This window comes from Bacillus sp. FSL L8-0528, assembly GCF_038593085.1.
Classification (GTDB): domain Bacteria; phylum Bacillota; class Bacilli; order Bacillales; family Bacillaceae; genus Bacillus; species Bacillus paralicheniformis.
Genome location: NZ_CP151961.1, coordinates 3,072,782 through 3,092,124 on the forward strand (window position 1 = coordinate 3,072,782; position 19,343 = coordinate 3,092,124).

At 46.0% G+C, this 19,343-nt stretch carries 23 protein-coding genes; 5 read left to right on the forward strand and 18 right to left on the reverse strand.

What is annotated here, in order from left to right:
• Window positions 1–35: 35 nt before the first annotated feature.
• From MHI30_RS15620 to MHI30_RS15630, 3 genes are all read left to right on the forward strand, one after another.
• The gene (locus MHI30_RS15620; protein WP_003184343.1) at window positions 36–377 is read left to right on the forward strand and encodes a YtrH family sporulation protein; all 342 of its coding nucleotides are present in this window, start codon (window positions 36–38) and stop codon (window positions 375–377) included.
• Window positions 374–877, forward strand: coding sequence for a sporulation membrane protein YtrI (gene ytrI, locus MHI30_RS15625; RefSeq protein ID WP_026579084.1), 504 nt, complete (start codon window positions 374–376; stop codon window positions 875–877). Before MHI30_RS15620 ends, ytrI begins: the two co-directional genes overlap by 4 nt.
• A 112-nt stretch (window positions 878–989) precedes the next feature.
• Complete coding sequence (locus MHI30_RS15630; RefSeq protein WP_043928670.1) at window positions 990–1,169, forward strand: hypothetical protein; 180 nt, start codon at window positions 990–992, stop codon at window positions 1,167–1,169.
• A gap of 112 nt (window positions 1,170–1,281) precedes the next feature.
• Here the strand turns inward: MHI30_RS15630 and MHI30_RS15635 are convergent, their stop codons facing one another.
• Window positions 1,282–2,226 (reverse strand): bifunctional oligoribonuclease/PAP phosphatase NrnA, encoded by a 945-nt coding sequence (locus tag MHI30_RS15635; protein ID WP_075751957.1) that lies wholly within the window; start codon window positions 2,224–2,226, stop codon window positions 1,282–1,284.
• Window positions 2,227–2,372: 146 nt separating this feature from the next.
• On the opposite strand from MHI30_RS15635, the gene MHI30_RS15640 reads away from it, so the two are divergent.
• A complete protein-coding gene (locus MHI30_RS15640; RefSeq protein ID WP_075751956.1) occupies window positions 2,373–2,675 on the forward strand; it encodes a YtpI family protein in 303 nt (100 codons plus the stop codon).
• Window positions 2,676–2,703: 28 nt separating this feature from the next.
• Here MHI30_RS15640 and MHI30_RS15645 read toward each other — a convergent pair whose 3' ends face one another.
• The 15 genes from MHI30_RS15645 to sppA form a co-directional block, all read right to left on the reverse strand.
• Window positions 2,704–4,026, reverse strand: a complete 1,323-nt coding sequence (locus MHI30_RS15645; RefSeq protein WP_075751955.1) for a CBS domain-containing protein — start codon at window positions 4,024–4,026, stop codon at window positions 2,704–2,706.
• Window positions 4,027–4,118: 92 nt separating this feature from the next.
• Window positions 4,119–4,676 carry a PadR family transcriptional regulator gene (locus MHI30_RS15650; RefSeq protein ID WP_020452571.1) on the reverse strand — a complete coding sequence of 186 codons (558 nt, stop codon included), beginning with the start codon at window positions 4,674–4,676 and terminating at the stop codon, window positions 4,119–4,121.
• A gap of 117 nt (window positions 4,677–4,793) precedes the next feature.
• The gene (locus MHI30_RS15655; protein WP_075751954.1) at window positions 4,794–5,480 is read right to left on the reverse strand and encodes a metal-dependent hydrolase; all 687 of its coding nucleotides are present in this window, start codon (window positions 5,478–5,480) and stop codon (window positions 4,794–4,796) included.
• 32 nt (window positions 5,481–5,512) lie between these two features.
• Window positions 5,513–6,274, reverse strand: coding sequence for an SDR family oxidoreductase (locus tag MHI30_RS15660; RefSeq protein ID WP_075751953.1), 762 nt, complete (start codon window positions 6,272–6,274; stop codon window positions 5,513–5,515).
• Window positions 6,275–6,439: 165 nt separating this feature from the next.
• Window positions 6,440–6,583 carry a hypothetical protein gene (locus tag MHI30_RS15665; protein ID WP_020452574.1) on the reverse strand — a complete coding sequence of 48 codons (144 nt, stop codon included), beginning with the start codon at window positions 6,581–6,583 and terminating at the stop codon, window positions 6,440–6,442.
• Window positions 6,584–6,657: 74 nt separating this feature from the next.
• Window positions 6,658–8,037 carry an argininosuccinate lyase gene (argH, locus tag MHI30_RS15670; protein ID WP_075751952.1) on the reverse strand — a complete coding sequence of 460 codons (1,380 nt, stop codon included), beginning with the start codon at window positions 8,035–8,037 and terminating at the stop codon, window positions 6,658–6,660.
• On the reverse strand, window positions 8,034–9,245 hold the full coding sequence (locus tag MHI30_RS15675; protein ID WP_075751951.1) for an argininosuccinate synthase: 1,212 nt from the start codon (window positions 9,243–9,245) through the stop codon (window positions 8,034–8,036). Before MHI30_RS15675 ends, argH begins: the two co-directional genes overlap by 4 nt.
• 193 nt (window positions 9,246–9,438) lie before the next feature.
• Window positions 9,439–9,957, reverse strand: a complete 519-nt coding sequence (locus tag MHI30_RS15680) for a molybdenum cofactor biosynthesis protein B (RefSeq protein ID WP_075752489.1) — start codon at window positions 9,955–9,957, stop codon at window positions 9,439–9,441.
• A gap of 99 nt (window positions 9,958–10,056) precedes the next feature.
• Window positions 10,057–11,244, reverse strand: coding sequence for an acetate kinase (locus MHI30_RS15685; protein ID WP_003184371.1), 1,188 nt, complete (start codon window positions 11,242–11,244; stop codon window positions 10,057–10,059).
• 229 nt (window positions 11,245–11,473) lie between these two features.
• Window positions 11,474–12,460 carry a class I SAM-dependent methyltransferase gene (locus MHI30_RS15690; RefSeq protein ID WP_075751950.1) on the reverse strand — a complete coding sequence of 329 codons (987 nt, stop codon included), beginning with the start codon at window positions 12,458–12,460 and terminating at the stop codon, window positions 11,474–11,476.
• An 85-nt stretch (window positions 12,461–12,545) separates the two neighbouring features.
• Complete coding sequence (gene tpx / locus MHI30_RS15695; RefSeq protein WP_075751949.1) at window positions 12,546–13,049, reverse strand: thiol peroxidase; 504 nt, start codon at window positions 13,047–13,049, stop codon at window positions 12,546–12,548.
• 145 nt (window positions 13,050–13,194) lie between these two features.
• A complete protein-coding gene (gene ytfJ / locus MHI30_RS15700; protein WP_075751948.1) occupies window positions 13,195–13,653 on the reverse strand; it encodes a GerW family sporulation protein in 459 nt (152 codons plus the stop codon).
• A 12-nt stretch (window positions 13,654–13,665) separates the two neighbouring features.
• Window positions 13,666–14,349: a DUF2953 domain-containing protein gene (locus MHI30_RS15705; protein ID WP_075751947.1), complete on the reverse strand. Its 684-nt coding sequence runs from the start codon at window positions 14,347–14,349 to the stop codon at window positions 13,666–13,668.
• A 122-nt stretch (window positions 14,350–14,471) separates the two neighbouring features.
• Window positions 14,472–14,990 carry an RDD family protein gene (locus MHI30_RS15710; protein ID WP_075751946.1) on the reverse strand — a complete coding sequence of 173 codons (519 nt, stop codon included), beginning with the start codon at window positions 14,988–14,990 and terminating at the stop codon, window positions 14,472–14,474.
• A 15-nt stretch (window positions 14,991–15,005) separates the two neighbouring features.
• On the reverse strand, window positions 15,006–16,013 hold the full coding sequence (gene sppA, locus MHI30_RS15715; RefSeq protein ID WP_075751945.1) for a signal peptide peptidase SppA: 1,008 nt from the start codon (window positions 16,011–16,013) through the stop codon (window positions 15,006–15,008).
• Between the two features lie 193 nt (window positions 16,014–16,206).
• On the opposite strand from sppA, the gene MHI30_RS15720 reads away from it, so the two are divergent.
• Complete coding sequence (locus MHI30_RS15720) at window positions 16,207–17,004, forward strand: NAD kinase (protein WP_075751944.1); 798 nt, start codon at window positions 16,207–16,209, stop codon at window positions 17,002–17,004.
• Window positions 17,005–17,065: 61 nt separating this feature from the next.
• Here the strand turns inward: MHI30_RS15720 and MHI30_RS15725 are convergent, their stop codons facing one another.
• Together MHI30_RS15725 and MHI30_RS15730 are read right to left on the reverse strand one after the other, a co-directional pair.
• Window positions 17,066–17,701: an HlyD family efflux transporter periplasmic adaptor subunit gene (locus MHI30_RS15725; RefSeq protein ID WP_075751943.1), complete on the reverse strand. Its 636-nt coding sequence runs from the start codon at window positions 17,699–17,701 to the stop codon at window positions 17,066–17,068.
• 2 nt (window positions 17,702–17,703) lie between these two features.
• Complete coding sequence (locus MHI30_RS15730; protein WP_075751942.1) at window positions 17,704–19,326, reverse strand: MFS transporter; 1,623 nt, start codon at window positions 19,324–19,326, stop codon at window positions 17,704–17,706.
• Window positions 19,327–19,343 lie beyond the last annotated feature (17 nt).

The window sequence follows — 19,343 nt, forward strand, 5'->3', positions numbered from 1 at the left end:
TTATCCATATAGTGTGATAAGGTGAGGTGATCGGAATGGATCCTGAACAGCCCTTTTTTCCAAACTTTATCAGCTGTTATTTTATTGCGCTTGGCGTGCTTCTCGGCGGTTGCTTAATCGGAGGGATCGGCGCCTATCTGTCGGGGCAGCCGCCTTTAACGATTATTACAAGCCTCGCAAACCGTCTGAAAATCTGGGCGCTGGTTGCGGCAATCGGCGGCACGTTTGATGCGGTCTACAGCTTTGAAAGGGGCATTATCGAAGGCAATACGAGAGACATCGTAAAGCAGCTTCTCCTGATTCTTTCGGCGATGGGAGGAGCGCAGACCGGTTATCTGATCATCAATTGGCTCACACAGGAGCATATTTCCTCATGAGAATCCCTCCTTATTATAAAAAACCGGGTTGGCAGCGTTTTTTTGCGGGAATGATGTGCGGAGCCATCATCAGCTGGGTCGTGTTCCTGTTTACATACGGCACCTTTCAGGAGAAGCAGGTCGTCTTGATAAGAGAACAGAAAGAGCGCATCAATGATTTAAATGACCAGATCACCATTTACCGGGAGGACCTTCATAAGCTGAATGAAGACAATAAAAGAAAACTGCTGATTCAAAGCGTCGACGTCAAGCTGATCAACGGCAAGCAATACAAGCTGTCACAGCCCGACATGATGAACTTTGAAGAGCATATCCGGGATAATATTTCGGATGTCATCACAAAAGATATCGAAAGCGTCTACCGGACGAAGGAGCTTTTAAAGCGGACGATTGAAAATAAAGAGTATACAATAAACGATAAAACGTACAAAGCGAAAGTCACCGAACTGACGATTTATACACGGCTTTCCGTTGAAATCAAAATCTCTTTTTCCGAATAAAAATTATGGATTTTTTTTTACGATTTACATGCATTCGTCGCTTTTTTCCATATTTTAATTTAAACTGACAGTAAGCGATATGTAAGTTTTTTTAAAAAGGGAGGAAAGCAGAATGTACATTTACAGTTACCATCAGCTGGCAAGAGATAAAGTCAACCGGATCAAGCTGGGCTACTCGGCTTATGCGGAAACCGAAAGTCTCGCGTCCCTTATCAAACGAGAGTTAAAAGCCCAAAACATCCATGTTTATGAGGATGTAACAGATATCGGATCATGGTTTATACCTGAATAAGCAGCAGCTGTGATGCGTAAAATGATCCGCTTGCACTTTGCTGCTTACTTTTTCGCAAAATATAATGCAAACGTTTGCAGTTGAACTGCACAAAAAAGAGGGACTTCCCCTCTTATTTGTTTTCTTTGCATATTCCCTCCAAGTCTGCGATGACAAGATCGGCGTCTTTCCAGTCATAGATGGAAGCGCCGGCTGCGAGCGGATGGCCTCCGCCGTTGTATTTTTTAGCGACTTCATTGACAATCGGCCCCTTTGAACGAAGCCTTACCCTGATCTGGTCGGCTTCCTCCACAAAAAACACCCATGCTTTGATTCCTGAAATATTGCCGAGCGTGCTGACAAGCTGTGAAGCTTCAGACGGCGTAATATTGTATTGATGCAAAATGTCACGGGTGATGAATACCGACGCCACTCCGTTTTCGGACAGAGAAACATTCTGGTAAATGTAACCGTTCAGCCTCACAACATTTAATTTCGTCTCATACAATTGATTAAAAAGCGCCTGAGAATTAAAAGGATACTCAATCAGCTCTCCGGCGTATTTCAATGTCTTTTTTGTCGTGTTCGGAAATAAGAAGCGCCCTGTATCCCCCACAATGCCGGCATAGATCAGTTCGGCACCCTTTGTCGGAAGCGTCCATCCCGCTTGCTCTTTACCCGCTAAATACAGTTCGTAAATCATCTCGCTCGTCGAGCTCGCATTCGTATCCACCCATAAAAGGTCGCCGTATTGGTCTTCATTCGGATGATGGTCGATTTTGATCAGCTTGTCGCCCAGGTTGTAGCGCGAATCGGAGATTCTCGCTTGGTTGGCTGTGTCACAGACGATGACAAGTGCATTTTCATACACCGGGTCTTCAATCACATCTGGGGTGTACAAAAAAGCGAGGGAAGGTTCGGGCGTTCCGACCGCGAAAATATTTTTTTCAGGATAGGTTGCCCTCAGGATTTCGGCAAGGCCGCATTGGGATCCGTAGGCATCGGGATCCGGTCTCACATGTCTATGTATAATGATCGTGTCATATAATGATATGGTTCTGATGATTTCTTTTTTCATGACGCGCCCCTTCTTTACTTTGTTTTTAACCATTAAATCATAATCTGTTGTTGGTGGAAAGTGAAAGTTATGACTTTTTATTGTAGAAAGCGAACCCGATTATGTATACAATGGGTTTGTAAAACTTACAATGGAGGATGTCGATTATGCCGTTTTTTGTTTTTTTCATTGTGGTTTCAGCGATAGCTTATGTGTACTTCAAAGTAAGGTATGTGCGCACCAAAAAAGCGATTGAACGGGAATACTATTCGGCCAAGTCAAGCATGAGTCTGGGCCTGTTTATCATGTTCTTCGGCGCCAATCAGCTGCTTTTAAACCGCGGCACGCTGGCTGTCGTCATCGGCGTTATTTTTATGCTGACCGGGCTCGGAAGCATGTGGGCCGGCTACAGAGCCTATAAACACTATGTCCCTTTGCTTGCGAAAGAAAACGAACGGGAAAACGCATAAGCGAAAAGAGGGACACTGGCCGCGTCCCTTAGCTTCTTTCCATCAGCTGAACCATCATCATCGCTTTGCCGACGAGAGCACCCTGGTGAAAAACTTCTATATCCATTTTTCCGAACTTTCTCCCGGCTTCGAGAATGTTCGGTTTTATTTCAATGACAGACTCCATTTGCACAGGCTTTAAAAAATAAATCGTCATGCTCTCTATTACGAGTTCGCCTTTTTTGCGCGACCGCAAAAAACGGTTTGCAGCTTCGGTCAAAATCGTCGTAAACACGCCGTAGGAAATCGTCCCCAAGTGATTTGTCATTTGCGGCGTAACTTCGTATTGATAGATCGGAGCCGGCTTGTTTTTGTCATTGTCCGATTCTTTGAAACCGCCGGTCACAATGTCATCGAGTTTTTCGCCGACCTGGGGCTGCTTCTGAATCATTTGAAGCGCCTTTAATACGTCCTGCCTGCTGATCATGCCGATCAGCTTTTGCCGCTCGTCAACGACGGGAAGCACTTCGATTCCTTCCCAGACCATCATCTGCGCCGCTGAAGCGACTGACGTTTTGCCGATCACTGTAATCGGGTTTTTCGTCATGACTTTTTCAATCAATACAGAGCGGTCATATCCGGCTACATCTTTTGAAGTTAAAATGCCGTGGATTTTCATCTGCTCGTCAACGACGGGAAAACGTCCGTGCCCCGTTTCAAAGTTTTTCTCATACCATCTTTCGAGCTTTTCATGAGGGGATAAGCAGACGGTTTTTTCCAAAGGGGTCAAAATATCCTCAACAAGCACGACTTCTTTTTTGATGAGCTGGTCATAAATCGCCCTGTTGATCATCGCGGCTACGGTAAACGTGTCATAGCTTGTAGAAATGACCGGGAGCTCGAGCCTGTCGGCAAGCTCAATAATCTCCGGCTCCGTGTCAAAACCGCCGGTCACCAGCACGGCAGCACCCGCTTCCAAAGCCTGGCGGTGTGCATCGATACGGTTGCCGACAATCAGCAGGTTGCCCGCTCCGGTATACCTCATCATCGCATCAAGCTTCATCGCTCCGATGACGAATTTGTTGAGCGTTTTATGAAGCCCTGCTTTTCCGCCAAGCACATGGCCGTCAATGACATTGACCACTTCAGCATATGTCAGTTTTTCAATATTCTCTTTTTTCTTTTGCTCGATCCTGATCGTTCCGACCCTTTCGATCGTGCTGACAAACCCTTTATTCTCGGCTTCTTTTATCGCTCTGTAAGCAGTTCCTTCACTGACTTTCATTTCCTTGGCAATCCGCCTGACGGAGATTTTTTCGCCGACGGACAAAGAATCAATATATTTTAAAATCTGTTCGTGTTTTGTCGCCAATCGTTTCACCTTCATCCTCTGACTGCTAGATATATTTATTATAAATCGTTGTGCAATTGTACCGCAATCCGCCTTCGCAACATCATGCCCGCCTAAGAGCGATCATTCTCCATCAGAAGAAGCGCTTTTTCAAGCCATGAGCAATAGCCGTTTTCCCGCTCCAGCGCCCGGGTCAATACAAGGTAATGTCCGAAATGTGGCGAGCGGAAAGTTATTGATTCACCCGCTTCGCGCTTCAATTCTTCGAGCTTGTTTTTTAAAAAAACGGCTTTCTCCTCCCGCTTTTGAAGCTGATCGGCAAAAAGCCTTTTCGCTTCATCACGTTCCATCGAAGAGATAAAATAAGCTTTCAGCATAAATTCATCTTTTACCGTATCTGGGACCGGCTTGAATTCCGTAAGCCACCCGTGAAGTTCGCGCTTTCCGGCCTCTGTGATGGAATACATTTTCTTTTCTAACTTTGAGCCTTGGATCACCGTTTCATATTCGATAAATCCTTCATCAGTCAGCTTTTTCAGCTCGGGATAAATCTGGCTGTGCTTGGCGCTCCAAAATTGGCCCAATTCGGCTTTAAAGCGGCTTGTCATATCGTAGCCGCTCAAACTCCCGTGATCAAGGAGCCCCAAAATCGCGTATTTCAATACCCTCATAATCACCCTCCAAGATCAATCCGATTCCTATATTATATCATCATTAACATGTTTTGATAGACACATAACCGGTTCAACCGAAAAAAGGACCCGGATTCGGGTCCTCTAAAAACAAGTTTATTTAAATTCGATTGACTCGCCGACCTCAAGCACTTTTCCGACGCCGCCGGGAAGGCTGTCCGCAAATGCATGCGGATCCTGTTCGATGACGGGGAACGTCGAGTAGTGAACCGGGACAACCTGTTTTGCCCTGAGCCATTCTGCGGCCAGTTTGGCGTCCTCCGGGCCCATCGTAAAATTATCGCCGATCGGCAGGAAAGCGAGGTCGATATGATTTAATTCACCGATCAGCTTCATATCTGAGAAAAGCCCGGTGTCTCCTGCATGAAAAATCGTCCTTCCTTCCACAGTCAAAAGGATCCCCGCCGGCATGCCGGTATAGACGATCTTTTGGCTGTCTTCTTCCGTATAAGCCGATCCGTGGAAAGCCTGCGTCAGCTTGACTTTGCCAAAATCGAACTGATGGGAGCCGCCGATATGCATCGGATGGACATTCAGGCCTTTCCATCCCAGATAGACCGCGAGTTCATTCGGAGCTACAACGAGCGAATGATTTCGCTTGGCGATTTCGACGGTATCGCCGACATGATCGTTATGACCGTGGGTCAGCAAAATGACATCAGCTTTAACCTCTTCCGGCTTTAAATCGGTTAAAGAATTTCCTGTAATAAACGGATCGAAGATCAACTGATGATTGCCCGTTTCAACTGTTACCACTGAATGACCATGATATGTCACTTTCATCATATCCACCCCTGTTTTTTAATTTCGAACGTCTAGAGAGAATGACGGTTAATCACATTCAAGCCGCCTGTCGCTTCAATGACTGTTCCCGTAATGTAGTCGGAATGTTCATCGCATAGAAAAGTGATGATCCTTGCGATATCTTCACCGGTTCCCGACCTGCCGATCGGCGTTTCCTCATCAAGTGACGCCCTCGCTTCTGAAATCGAGGCCTCTTTCATATCCCCGACGATGTTGCCTGGACAAACCATGTTGGCTGTGATGCCGGAGCCCGCTTCTTCAATGGCGATCGTTTTTGTTAAAGAAGCCAGCCCCACTTTCGCCGCTCCAAAAGCGGAACGATGCAGCCAGCCCGGCGCATGGTCGGCCCCCTGAAATCCGTATGTGATAATGCGGCCGAACCGCTGGCGCCTCATCACCGGAACAACCGCTTTAAACAGATGGAAGACAGAACTTAAGTTGCCTTCAAGCATGTCATACCATTCATCATCAGTATAATCTGCAAGCTTTTTTCGTTCAAATATGTATGGGCCGGCATTATTGATCAGAAGATCAATTTTTCCAAATCGCTCAAGAGCGGCATTCACCATTCGGAGCAGGTCTTCTTTCCTGGTGACATCTCCCTTTACAAACTGTAAACGGTCAAGGGATGACCGCCATTTTTCTTTAAGGCGGCTGACTGCTTCTTCGTCCTGCCTGTAATTCACCGTCACTGAGTAGCCTTTTTCAAGCAGGGCTTCCGTCACTTTACGCCCCAAACCTTTTGAACCGGCAGTAATTAACGCATGGCGCACATCTTTCCCTCCCAGGCATTGGTTCTCGGTATTCGCAAATGATTGCATGTATCTACCTATACTTTACTACAAAAACCAGAGTATATCACATGTGGAGCATCGGGAAATTTGCAATCGCCGCTGGACAGAAGAAAGCTGAAGCCCGCTGTTGCGGGCTCCAGCTTTCTATTGTTTATCTGCATCAGCTAACGGCTGTGCGTCATCGTGCGCGACAAATCCGCTGAAATAAGCATCAGAGATTTGCTGAACGGTTTCTTTATCGCCGTCGGCATCATACATGTATGCGTGTTTTGACTGATCTTGTTTCATTGCCACACCCCTTTTCGATTCACAAATCTATTTTGCGTATGAAGCCGCACAGTTATGAATCGAATCGGGAAGTGTTAAAAATTGTTCAAACAATGCTTCGCCTTTTGAATGGCTTCTTCCACCTTTTTGAATCCCGTCCCGCCTTCACTCATCCTTTTTTCGACGGCATGGTGCGGGTCGAGCACGATGTAGACGTCTTCTTGAAACAGTTCGCTTGCCTTTTCGAACTCTTCAAACGGCAGGCCGCTGAGATAAATGCCTTTTTCGATACAAGTGTAGACAAGCTTTCCGACGACTTCGTGCGCCTCTCTGAACGGCATGCCCTTTTTCGCCAGATAGTCGGCAAGTTCGGTGGCATTTGAAAAATCCTGCTCCGTTGCTTTTTTCATCATATTTTTGTTCACTGTCATCGTTTTAATCATGCCGGCAAAAATCTCAAGGCTTCCTTCGACCGTTTTCACAGTATCAAACATACCTTCTTTGTCTTCCTGCAAATCTTTATTGTACGCTAACGGGAGCCCTTTCATAATCGTCAGGAGGCCGATCAGATCACCGTATACGCGTCCGGTTTTCCCGCGGATGAGCTCTGCCATATCCGGGTTTTTCTTTTGCGGCATCATGCTGCTCCCCGTAGCATAAGTGTCATCAAGCTCAATGAATTTAAATTCCTGTGAACACCAAAGAATGATTTCTTCGGAGAATCTTGACAGATGCATCATCAAAATGCTGCTCGCGCTTAAAAATTCAAGGATGAAATCCCTGTCGCTGACACCGTCCAAGCTGTTTTCATATATCGAGTCAAACCCGAGCAGACCAGCCGAATATTCACGGTCGATCGGAAATGTCGTTCCGGCGAGCGCCCCGCATCCAAGAGGGGACTTGTTAATCCGCTTGAATGAATCATGATAGCGTTCTTTATCGCGCTCAAGCATCCAGAAGTAAGCGAGCAAATGATGCGCGAACGAGATCGGCTGCGCCCGCTGCATATGGGTGTATCCCGGCAGTATCGTCTCCACATGTTCTTCCGCTTTTTCGATAAGCACGTGTTGAAAAGCCGTAATCAGCTCGATAATATGCTCTGTGTGCCCTTTTAAATACAGGTGCATATCCGTCGCCACCTGGTCGTTTCGGCTTCTGGCCGTATGAAGCTTTCCGCCGAGCGGCCCGATTTCGTCAATGAGCATTTTTTCAAGGTTAAGGTGAATGTCTTCGTAATCGACTGAAAAATCGAGTTCGTTTTTTTCCGCTTTGTGCAAAAGGGATGTCAGGCCTTCTTTTATTTTGACCGCTTCTGCTTCGGTTAAAATGCCGCATTTTTCAAGCATGGAAGCATGAGCGAGAGACCCTGCGATATCTTCTTTCACGAGCGTTTTGTCAAAGTGGATCGATGCGCCGAACTCATCGACCCATTTTTCCGGTGTTTTTTGGAACCGGCCTCCCCACAGCTTTTTCATGCTTTAATCTGCTCCTTTTTTTGGACGATGCTGTTTACTTTCGTCGGCAGTCCCCAAAGCTCGATAAAGCCGACGGCAGCGTGATGATCGAATGCATCGTCTTTTGTATACGTCGCCAGTTTTTCATCATACAGGGAGTATTCGGATTTACGCCCTTCAACGATCGCATGGCCTTTGAACAGCTTGACGCGGACGACGCCTGTGACATGCTTCTGCGTTTCTTTCAGGAAACCGGAAAGCGCGTCTTTAAGCGGCGAAAACCACAGGCCGTTATAGATCACTTCAGCCATTTTTTGTTCGATCAGAGGTTTGAAATGCGCTACTTCTTTTACCAATGTCAAATCTTCAAGCTCTTTGTGCGCCTTAATCAAAGTCATCGCACCCGGGCATTCGTACACTTCGCGTGATTTGATGCCGACAAGGCGGTTTTCAACATGGTCGATGCGCCCCACTCCATGAGCGCCCGCCAGTTCATTCAGCTTTAAAATCAAGTCTGACAGCGGGTAGTGTGCTCCGTCAATGGATACCGGAACGCCTTCTTCAAAAGCGATTTCGATCACATCGGGGGTATCCGGTGTTTTTTCAAGCGGCTTCGTCAAATCATAAGCCCCTTCAGGAGGCGCCGCCCATGGATCTTCCAGGACTCCGCATTCATTGCTTCTGCCCCACAGGTTCTGGTCGATTGAATACGGGCTGTCAAGATTGATCGGAATCGGAATGCCGTGCTTTTCTGCATACGCGATCTCTTCGTCACGCGACCATTTCCATTCGCGCACAGGTGCCAGCACCTCTAAATCCGGATTGAGCGATTTAATGGACACCTCGAAGCGCACTTGGTCATTTCCTTTGCCTGTGCAGCCGTGAGCCACGGCTTGCGCGTTTTCTTTCTCAGCCACTTCGACCAGCTTTTTGGCGATCAGCGGTCTGGACAGAGCTGATACGAGCGGGTACTTTCCTTCATAAAGCGTATGAGCCTGGAGGGCGGTCAGCGCAAACTCTTTCGCAAATTCTTCTTTTGCATCGATAACATATGAATTAGAAGCCCCGACTTGAAGCGCTTTTTGCTGAACAAATGCGAGATCTTTTCCCTCCCCGACGTCAAGGCAGCAGGCCACTACATCATATCCCTGTTCCTGCAGCCATTTTATCGCGACAGAAGTATCAAGTCCTCCTGAATATGCTAAAACCACTTTTTTCTTTTGCGTCATTTTGAAAAACTCCTCTCATCTCGGTGCTCTTTTTGTATAAAAATAAGTTTTATTTAATAAAAATACATTTAATATGTATACACTTTAACAAGGAAGTCTCGTTTTTTCAACCTTTTTATAAAAAAAACTTCATTCATTTTTTATGAATGAAGTTCAGTGCATATTCAGCGTTCAGCCGGAGGGCTTTCCGGCTTTATTTTTTCATATCTTTTCTCAGTTCTCTGATGACATGGGCAAGCTCAGGCACAATCAGCTTTGACATTGCAAGCTTAACCGCCCCGCTTGAACCCGGCGTTGCAAACACGGCTTTGTTTTGAATAACACCCGCTGCAGCTCTCGAAAGGATCGCAGCCGCTCCGATATCCTCAGTATAACTCAGCATGCGGAATATCTCTCCAAACCCCGGAATTTCTTTCGAAAAAAGAGGAACGATTGACTCGATTGTTACATCTCTAGAGGCAATGCCCGTCCCTCCGTTTAATAGGATGGCATCGATCCGGTCATCAAGACAGCCTTCCAGCACAGCTTTTTGAATCATTTCCTTTTCATCCTTTACAATCTCATAGGAAACGATCTCATGACCGGCTTCCGCTAAAAACTCTTTCATAAGTCGGCCGCTTTTATCTGTGGCTTCCGTTCTTGTATCGCTGACGGTAATGACTTTGCAGTTGACGCGGTCAGGCGCTTCTTTTTTATGCTCCTCAACACTCATGACTAGACAGCCTCCTTTATACAGTCTTTTTTCATTATAAAGGGGAAGATGCATAAAAAAACAGCCCTCCTTGTAAAGAGAAGGCTGTTTTTTTACTTTTTAGTGAGCCAGTCTGACGACGTCTCTTGCAATCATCACTTCTTCATTCGTCGGGATGACGATGACTTTTACAGGTGAATGCGGATAGCTGATAAACGCTTCTTTTCCGCGGACGTTATTCAACGCAGGGTCCCAATAGACACCCATGAATTCCAAACCATGAAGAACGCGCTCTCTGACTTCAACGCTGTTTTCCCCGATGCCGGCAGTGAAAATGATTGCGTCTACTCCGCTCATTCTCGCTGCATAAGAACCGATGTATTTATGAATTCTGCTTGCGAATACTTCGAGGGCCGTTTCCGCACGCTCATTGCCTTCTTTAGTTGCTTCGACAATATCGCGCAAATCGCTTGAGAATCCGGAAATTCCTAAAAGACCGCTCTTTTTATTGAGCGTGTTTAGGACTTCGTCGGCTGTTTGACCCGTTTTTTCCATAATGAACGGGATAAGCGCAGGATCGATGTTTCCTGAACGCGTACCCATCGCCACACCTGCAAGCGGTGTGAAGCCCATTGATGTATCGATTGATTTGCCGCCTTCAACAGCTGCGATGCTCGCTCCGTTTCCAAGGTGGCAGGAAATCAGGCGAAGTTCTTCAATCGGACGGCCGAGCAGCTCTGCCGCGCGTTCAGTCACATATTTATGAGATGTACCATGGAAACCGTATTTACGGATGCCGAATTTCTCATAGTATTCGTATGGCAGACTGTACAGATAAGATTGTTCCGGCATTGTTTGGTGGAATGCCGTATCAAAAACGGCCACGGCAGGAACATTTGGAAGCACTTCTTTAAACGCTTTAATTCCGACAATATTGGCCGGGTTATGAAGCGGTGCGAGTTCTGAAATCTCCTCGATCTCATGGATCATTTCATCCGTCAATAAAACGGAGTCGCTGAACTTTTCGCCGCCGTGTACGACGCGGTGTCCGATTCCGTCAATTTCATTTAAATCTTTGATAATGCCGAATTTTGTCAGTTTATCCAGCAGCATTTTTACGGCTACGGAGTGATCCGGGATATCTGTAGTTTCGGTCTTTTTTTCGTCGTTGACGGAAATCGTGAAGATGCCGTTATCCAGCCCGATTCGCTCAACAAGGCCTTTTGTTAGTACTTTTTCGCTGGGCATTTCAAACAGTTGAAATTTCAATGATGAGCTTCCAGCATTGATTGCAATAATTTTGGACATAAAATGACGCTCCTTTTTACCTATAGTCCGGTGACATTATGTTCAACCCGGATCATAAAAATTATGTATAAAATCGTTCTTAGTAAATTCAAAAAATATCTGCCTTACTCATTTAAACACTCAAAAGAGTGCATTTCAAGTCACGATCCGGCATGTTAACGCTTTCACAAAGAAATTATTATTTTCTGAATATAAAAACAGATCAGAGAATATATCTTCTCTGATCTGCTTATCTTTTTTCAGCCTGAAACCAGTTGTCGAGTTTGGCTGTCATTTTCAGCATCGCATCCTGATTGGCGAATGACGGAACTTGCGCGAGCAGGACTTGTTTAGGCGCTTTCGCCTGTTCGCCATGCTTTTGTAAAACCAAAATGCTCTTCGCGTGTGCTTCATCTTTGAAAATGGACAGCGGAAGCTGAAGCACTGCATTAATATGCGCGTTGTCCTTTAAAAAGGTGCGCAGCTTTTCGCTTTGGCTGCTTTCGAACAATTGGTTCGGAATCATAAAAAATAAATAGCCGCCCGGTTTCGTATAGGTCAAGCTTTGTTCAATAAACAAATGGTGTGAAAAAGAATGGCCTTCATCTGCCTTTAATTCGAAAGCTCGCGCGCTTTCGTCATCAGGATAATATCCGACGGGAAGATCGCAAATGACCGCATCGGCAGGCTCCATAAAAATCGGCTGCAGGCTGTCCTGGTTAAAAAGCTCGATTTCTTTTTCCTGCAGGTTTGCCTGGACATAGGCGAGCTTGATCAGGACGTCATCAATCTCTGATCCGAACGCTTTTCCCGCTTCCCCGGCCAGCTGGTTCAAGACGGCAAGCAGCAGGTTTCCAGTGCCGACCGCCGGATCAAACAGCGTCAATCCTTTTTTGGGTCCCATAAATTTGTTCACAAGATATCCGATAAATAAACCGATCGTATCGGGCGTCATCTGCCGGTTCGGATGGGGAATATCTTTCTGGCCTTTCAGGATGGCAAGCTGGAAGGCTTTCCGGATCGCTTCATGGCTGCATTCTGAAAAGCGCGCACGGGCGAGCAGATCCTTCACGTTTTGTTCGGCTTTTTCGGAAAGCCCGCGGTCCGCAGAACTTGTAAAGAATGCCTCTCCTGCTTCCGCCAATCCTTCTATGTAAGGGATCTGCCGGTCGCGTGCGATGACTTCTGCTCCTTTGTCGAGCCATTCATAAATCGTTTCGACTGGATAGTTTTGCATGATGATGTCTCTCCTTATCAAAAAATCAAAGCCATGAAAAGAGCTCCGGCAAGATGATCACCTGGAGCCCTTTTATGAGTTGAATTTACTTAACGAGTGATTTGGCAGCTTCGATGGCTTTGTCGTAGTCCGGGTGGTTTGTCGCTTCGCTGACGTATTCAGTGTAGACGACTTTTCCGTTTTCATCTAACACAAATACGGCGCGGGCAAGCAATCTCAATTCTTTAATGTAAACCCCGAATGCTTCCCCAAAAGACATTTCCCTGTGATCTGACAATGTTTCCACATTTTCAATTCCGTTTGCTCCGCACCAGCGCGCCTGTGCAAACGGCAGATCCGCGCTGATCGTATACACTTTCACTGAACCGAGGCCTGCGGCTTCTTCGTTAAAGCGGCGGGTCTGTGCGTCACAAACACCTGTATCGATAGACGGAATCACCGAAATAACGGCTGGTTTGCCTTTAATGTCTTGAAGCGTGACTTCCTCAAGCGAATTGGACAAAACCGTGAAATCAGGCGCCTGGTCTCCGATTTTCACTTCTGAACCCACCAGTGTCACCGGGTTTCCTTTAAATGTAATTGAAGCCATCATCATTCCTCCTTCATTTATGTATGACTCTACTATAAAAGAGTTTAGGACAAACTGCAAAGCTTAAGTTCGGGCGAGACAAAAAAAGTTAACTGCTGCAGGAACAGTTAACTTCAGTGGCTCTGTTGCCGGAAAGCCGAAGCTTTTAAAATGGAGGCGTCTGGTTTTGGCGGTTCATATTTTGCTTCTGCTTATCGTTTTTCTTAAACATATGCTGAATCCGTTCGATCGTTTGCGGAGCTGATTCTAAAATCTTATCGATGACGTGCGTGTTTTCATCCAAATGCAGTATTTTAACGCCTGATGATCCGACAATCAAAAAAGCAATCGGCGTAATCGATACGCCTCCCCCGCTTCCCCCGCCAAACGGGAGCTTCGGTTCTTTTCGTTCGCGATCTCCATCGCTCGATTTGGATTCGGCCGGTTTATTTCCGCCGAACTCGCTTCCGCCAGCCGCAAAACCGAATCCCACTCTGGAGACGGTTAGGATGACGCTGCCGTCAGGTGTTTCTACAGGATCTCCGATAATGGTATTGACATCGATCATTTCCTTTAAATTTTCCATTGCGGTTTTCATCAAACCTTGAATTGGATGTTCAGCCATATTCCATTCCTCCTATACTGATGAATCATTCTTTGTTGAACCTGACAGATTTTTTGGCAGCTTAAATAAGCCGCGCATTTTCCCTTTCCAGTTCATCACGATTCTGAAAGCTGCGGTTATAGCATGTCCAACCCGAAAATGGAATATACATATCAGATGCGTTTTGGAGGAACGGCTGTTAAAGGCTGGAATCACCTCGTATTCCGGTTGGCTGTCAAAGCAGAAAAGCTGATGTAAGAGAGCCACCGTGCCGGCTTTCAGGGACCAGGCGCCGCCTGTAACAATCCCGGTTAAAGCCGCGTCAGGAAAGCCGAGGTCAGAGGTCCATTCGAGCTTCGTGACGTGAATCCGCTTCATAAACCGGCGGATGATCGGCTGCATATTGATGACCTGTTCCACCAATTTTTTGATTTGCTTCGTATTATCGAACACTTCCCGATAGCCGATTTTTCTCCTCTTTTTATCTTTTTTTAGAGCCGAATTCGTCTGTTCTTTCACATCAACGGTCATATCCTCCTGATTGATTCTAATCACCGGAATTTCCTTTTTGATGCGCAGAAGGCCAAAACCTGTTCGAACTTTGACGGTCAGCCGGTCGTCATCGTCTGTATGAAGATATTCGATCGCTATGCGGATTTTCATCATCATTAACGCTGCCAAAAGAATGAATACTACCGCAATCCATATGTAAATCATGATTTCACTTCCTCTTATACTATGCATTATAGGAAGAAATTTTAAAAAATAAACATAGCCGGAATACCGCCGATTCCAGGCAGCAAAAAACCCGGCTGTTTTAGCAGCCGGGTTTGATACGCTCAGTCTTTTTTTCGATACAGCTTTTCATGAATAACCGCCGTGTCCGCAAAGAAATCGTGAATCCCCTGTTTCTTTGGCGAAAACGCAGCAACGAGATACGTAATATATAAACTGTTGATATAGCGGCCGATAAACTCCCTAAACAAGATCACATCCCATGTCAGCCCTTTTTCCGGGACAAGCGACACGACCTTCAGCCCGAATACCATCTTGCCCAACGTCTGTCCGAAATACTTCGTCATCAGGACGAAATAAACGAAAAATACTGCCGCCGTCACAAAAGAATAAATCGAAAAAGTGAAAAACCCTGATTCTTTAGGGAGATTCAGCAGGCTGAAAACAGGTGAAACCGCTAATTTGTTGATGCTGCCGACAACAATCCCGTCGAGCAGAAAGGCAAACAGCCTGATCCAAAAACCGGCATAGGCATGCTCTACATGCGGGGCCGATTCTTCCCTGGAAACACCGGCGTCCGGTGATAATTCATTATGATCCTTTCCATCATAAGTCACATCCATTTTTTCGGTCCCCTCCTATTTAGCGTATAAATACATGAGTCTCGGTGCGCCGGATTGAGAAATTGCTTCTTTAATGTTTAAGAAATCGGCTTCGCTTTTAAACATCTTATTTGCAGTCATCGAAAACAGCGACGCAAGGCCGGCTGATTCTTCATAGCTGACAACAGATGCTCCGGCAAGGTTTTTGTGGTCTTTTTTCATCGCTTTGACCGCATCCTCATAGTAGCCTAGCTCATCAATAAGATGGTTCTGTTTCGCCTGGCGGCCGTCATAAACGCGTCCGTCGGCAATTTTTTTCACATCATTTTCGGACATGCCGCGTCCTTCAGCTATAACATCGACAAATCCTTCGTACGCGTCATCGACCATTGACTGCATGATTTCTCTTTCTTTTTTCGTCATATCGCGCGTCGGTGACATGATGTCTTTAAACTCACCGCTTTTAATCGTTTCCGTTTTCAATCCAAGCTTCTCTGCAAGCTTGCTGTAGTTAAGGCTTTCCATGATGACCCCAAGTGAACCCGTCAGCGTGTCCGGCGCTGCAAAGATTTTGTCGGCAGGCGTTGAAATGTAATAGCCTCCAGACGCAGCCATCGAGCCCATTGATACGTAAATCGGTTTTTTCGTATCTTTTTTGATCTCTTCAAGCTTCTTATGTATTTCGGCGCTTTCGTATACTCCGCCGCCCGGAGAATTGACGCGCAGAATAATGCCCTTTACAGCAGAGTCGTCTTTTGCTTTTTCAAGCATTTGCAAAAACGATCTGTGGTTATAGCCTTCAGAACTGAACAAGCCAGAAGCGCCGCCATTGTCGGAAATCGTTCCGTTCACTTCAAGCACGGCGATTTTTCTTGAGCTGTTTCCTTGTTCAAGCACCGTTTCTTCCTGGGTGTCATTAAGGCCAAACTGCATCTTTCCGTCATTCCCCATCGTGTCAAATACTGCTAGCAAAAGGCTCACCACCGCAGATAACGCAAATACGCCCAGCGCGATGACAAGTGCGATCCATCTTTTCGCATTCATTTTGTCTGTTCTCCTCCTTTGAATAAAAAAAGCTGCATGTTTTAATACGTATATGAAGAGAAAAAGTTCAGTATGATGCCGCTTCATATACAAGAAGTTTTTGGACATGGTAAACTAAGGGTCACAGGTCATTTTAACACACATGTTAGATGGCAGAAAAATCTAAACTTAACAGACAAAGGGGAGAATGATTGTGACAGACCGCCGGAACATTTATTTCTTTTACAAAAAAAGCGAAGAAACCGACGAGCAGTGCAAAAAACTGAAACAGCTTGCCGAACAACACGGATTTCGCGTCGTTCACCATCACAATGAAGCCAATATTATCGCAAGCATCGGCGGCGACGGGACATTTTTGCAGGCGGTTCGAAAGACGAATTTCAGGGATGACTGCCTGTACGTAGGCGTGGCAAAAAAGGGGAAAGCTCATTTGTATGCGGATTTTAATATACATGATACCGATAAAATGATTGAAGCGACAAACTCTGCACAAATCGAGGTCAGAAAATATCCGCTGATCGATGTAACCGTTGACGGGACAAGCTTTCAATGTCTGAATGAGGTATCCATCCGTTCAAGCATCATTAAAACATTTGTGATGGACGTCTATATTGACGATCTTCACTTTGAAACATTCCGCGGGGACGGAATGATCGTGTCCACTCCGACCGGAAGCACCGCGTATAACAAATCGGTTGAAGGGGCCGTCGTCGATCCGCTGCTTCCATGCATACAGGTGACAGAGCTCGCTTCATTGAACAACAACACATACAGAACGCTCGGATCGCCGTTTATTTTAAGTGCGGACCGACAGCTGACATTAAAAATCGTCCAAGACGGGAACGACTATCCGATCATCGGCCTTGATAACGAAGCCTTCAGTACGATGCATGTAAAAGAAGTCGAAGTCAGCCTCTCGGGCAAGATGATCAAAACCATTAAATTAAAAGACAATTCGTTTTGGGAAAAAGTAAGGCGGACATTTCTATAATTTTGAAAACCTTTTCATTAAAAAAGAGCGGGATGTTCTTCCTGCTCTTTTTTGCGGGTGCTTATAACGCAATTTTCACTTCCGCATTCATGCCGGGCAGCACTTTGGCGGACGGATTTTGAATCGAAATCTTGACTTGAACTTTCTCTGTGACTTTCGTATAGTCTCCGCTTGTCTTCATTTCCGGAAACATTGAAAATACCGAATTTGTTACATATCCGATCTCTTCGACCTTCCCTTCAAACGTTGCATCAGGGTCCCCGTCGACTGAGATGTCCACTTTGTCGCCTTTTTCAATGTCACGTAATTCCGTTTCTTTAATATGAGCCGTTATATAAAGGCTGTCCATATCGGCAGTTTGGCCGATGACGTCCCCTGCATTTACGATTTTATGATTGACGGCTGTATTTTTGATGAGTGTTCCTTCAGAAATGGCTTTGACAGCTACCGACTGCTGACCGTCGGATATTTTTCCGAGCCTGTCGCCATCTGAAATATGGTCACCTTCTTTTAAATCCCAGCCGCTTAATTTTCCGGAAGCAGGCGCCGTTATTTTTGTCATATTTGCAGAAACCTTCGCTTCATCTGTCGTGACATAATGTTCATTTTGATAATAGTAATATCCGCATACAGCGATAAGCGCTAAAAGTGCGATAATCCCCACCATATTGATGATCACCAAACGTCCTTTACTCATGTTTATCCTATCTCCTTTTCTTGACTTGCTGAAGGGTCGGGCAGGTGAAGGCGCTTCTGGACGAGCGATCTTCCCTTTCCGGTCACTGCCTTTCCAATTGAAGCCGCAAGCATAATGACGCTTAGCCAGAGCAGTATCGTAAACAAATCGTGATATGCGCCGAGCGCTGAAGCTTTTCTGACATTCGCAACAATCGTATAGGCCGCCATGTTTTTCGCATCACCAAGAGAAAGCCCGCTGCTGACAAAATCATGAATCATTTTTGACAGTTCCAGCTGAATTTCTGGATCAGCTTCACTGATATGTCCTCTTATCGTCTCGTAGTGCACTGCATTCTTCATAGAAGCAAACCAGCCGATCACTGGTGCAGCCCAGGCCCCGGCGAAATTGCGGATAAAATGAAGCGAAACCGAGCGTTTTGAAGCTTGGTGAATATCTCCGGCAAGCGCCGTGCCCAGCGCTCCCGACACCAACACCATGCTGACGCCGCTGCCCAGCAGAACAGCATGAAGATATAACGATTCCATCGAAACACCGGGTTGAACCGATCTCCATTCCATACCGACGATGATCATCTCCAAAGCGCCGATACAGCCGAGCAATCCGGCGCCAAAATGATCATATAAAAGCGTGCTGAGCACGGCAGTAGCTAAAATCCCTGTGAAAAAGCACATATAAAAATGCGTCAGGCTTTCAAAAGAAGCATCTGCAATGTTTTCCAAAAACCCGTTTATCCCGGCAAGCGAAACAATAAGTGCAACGTGTGAGGCAACGGCCATGACTGTCCCGGAAGCAGCTTTTGCAGACCACAGCGAACGAAACGGCACAAGCGGATCACGGGCTCGCAAGTCTGTGATGATAAATAACGCCAAGATGATGAACCCAGCCAAAAAGAACGGCCACACATAAAAAGAGTGAACACCCGTCTTCTGCAAATTGATAAGCGGCACCGCCAAAACAATCATGAGCAATGAGAGCATAAATACTCCTGTCTTATCAATCGGATGATGCTCCCGCTCTTCCGCTGCTTGTTTAGGCAAAGAAAAGAAGCCGATCACGAGGCAAAGGACAGGCGAACAAATATTTAATATAAACACCCAGCGCCATGCATCCGCGCTCAATGACAGGGAACCAAACACCGCGCCGATGGCAGAGGCGCCGAACAATCCGCTAATGACGAAAAACAAAAACAAATTGCGGACCTTGTTGGGAAACGAAATCAATTTGACAGGAAGAATCGTCAAAAATAACATCCCGGCGCTTAATCCTTGTATCACTCTTCCGATAAGAAGCGAAAACAAACCTGTTGAAAGTGCGTCAATCAGTGAACCGCATAAAAATAAAGTGATGAAGATCATGTAGCTGTTCCGAACCCCGAATCTCCTTGAAAATATACGTCCAAGCGGAACACCGAGAGCAAAAGCAAGATTTGTCAAAATAGACGGAATTCGCATATCGTCCGGTGACAAATGAAGTCCGTTTTGGATGACGGCTTGGCTCAGCGTATAGGAAAGATTGAGAAAATATTGCGGCCCAATGGCCAGTATCGTTAAAACCGAAATGATCAAATATTTCGGAATGCCCATTTTTTTAGAGCTTTGAATCGTCACATCGGATTGACTCAAAAGTGCTCCTCCTTTCG